Source organism: Kitasatospora sp. NPDC036755, assembly GCF_040636595.1.
GTDB lineage: Bacteria > Actinomycetota > Actinomycetes > Streptomycetales > Streptomycetaceae > Kitasatospora.
In genome coordinates this window covers 1-1,325 of sequence record NZ_JBEZUT010000689.1, presented here as the reverse complement: position 1 = coordinate 1,325, position 1,325 = coordinate 1, and the positions used below count along the sequence as shown (strand labels likewise).

Below are 1,325 nucleotides of genomic sequence, written 5' to 3'. Positions count from 1 at the left end.
CCCGGCGGCCCGCGCCCGGCGGCTCAGGACGCCGCGAGGCGGCGGAGGTCGAGCTCGGCCCAGACCGACTTGCCGAGGGCGTGCGGTGCGGCGCCCCAGCCGTCGGCGATCCGCTCGACGACGAACAGCCCGTGGCCGCCGGGCAGGGCGGGCGTGTGCGGGCGGCGCGGGGCGGGCAGGACCGGGCTGCGGTCGCTGACCTCGACCCGGAGGCGGGTCGGGGTGAGGTCCAGGACCAGCTCCAACGGGCCGTCCCCGTGCAGCATGGCGTTGGCGACGAGCTCCGCGACCACCAGCGCCACGTCCGCGGCGAGCCGCGGTGGGTTCGTTCCCCAGTCGTCGAGCGCCCCGGCGGCGAAGGCCCGGGCCCGGGAGACCGGTTTCGGGATCCCGGCGAGCGACAGCCGTCGGCGCTGGCCCCCGGCGGGCAGGGTGGGCCCGGTCGGCTGCGGGTCTCCGTCCAGGGTTCCCCGGCTCATCGTCATGTGAGGGCGCCCCTTCGGGTCGACGGCGGTGTCGGATGCTCGGCTTCCCCGTGCGTCCGGGATCATGTCCGTTTCCCGGCCCCGTCCGTGACCCCTGTGCTGCCGGGGACGGGCCGTGGCGTTCCGGCTCAGCACGCCAGGGCGGACTCGACCGACTCGTGGAGCGAGAATACCGTCCGCGCGCCGGTCAGTTCGAGGACCCGCATGACGGTGGGGGCCACCGCGGCGAGCCGCAGCTCCAGGCCCGCCCGTCCCGCTTCCATGCGGACCCGGAGGAGGAGGTTCAGGCCGGAGGAGTCGCAGAACCCCACCTGGCGCAGGTCGACCACGATCACCGGCGGGCGTCGCGCGACCAGCGCGGTGAGCGCGTCGGCCACGGGGGCGAGGGTCTCGATGTCGAGGTCGCCGGTCAGGGCGCACACCACCGAACCGTCCGCCGTGGTGCGGGTCTCCACCGCCGCGTCCGCGCCCGGAGGGGAGACCGCGAAGGCGAGGTCTCCCGGGTCGTCGGCGGATGCCATCATCGTCGTCCCCTCGATGTCGGATGTGTTCCGACCCTACGCAGGCCGGCCCGGTCGGCCAAACCGACCGGGCCGGCCCGGCGGGTGCCGCGGTGGAGCGCTCCGGACGGACGCCCGGTCAGTCCTCTTCCAGGCCCTCGCGCAGGCGCCGCAGGGTGCGGGAGAGCAGGCGGGAGACGTGCATCTGGGACAGCCCCAGGCGGGCGCCGATCTGCGACTGGGTCAGGTCCTCGCAGAAGCGCATCGACAGGATCAGCCGCTCGCGCTCCGGCAGCGCGCCGACCAGCGGCTTGAGCGCGACCAGGTCCTCCACCCGGGC

3 protein-coding genes are annotated in these 1,325 nt (G+C 75.7%); all 3 read right to left on the bottom strand.

Annotation, left to right across the window (positions count from 1 at the left end; genetic code table 11):
- Positions 1-23: 23 nt before the first annotated feature.
- Positions 24-485 (bottom strand): ATP-binding protein, encoded by a 462-nt coding sequence (locus AB0E96_RS41235; RefSeq protein WP_359831976.1) that lies wholly within the window; start codon positions 483-485, stop codon positions 24-26.
- 128 nt (positions 486-613) lie between these two features.
- Positions 614-1,009 carry an STAS domain-containing protein gene (locus tag AB0E96_RS41230; RefSeq protein WP_359831975.1) on the bottom strand — a complete coding sequence of 132 codons (396 nt, stop codon included), beginning with the start codon at positions 1,007-1,009 and terminating at the stop codon, positions 614-616.
- Positions 1,010-1,124: 115 nt separating this feature from the next.
- Positions 1,125-1,325 (bottom strand): sigma-70 family RNA polymerase sigma factor (locus AB0E96_RS41225; RefSeq protein ID WP_359827975.1); only part of this gene is annotated, 201 nt, incomplete at its 5' end.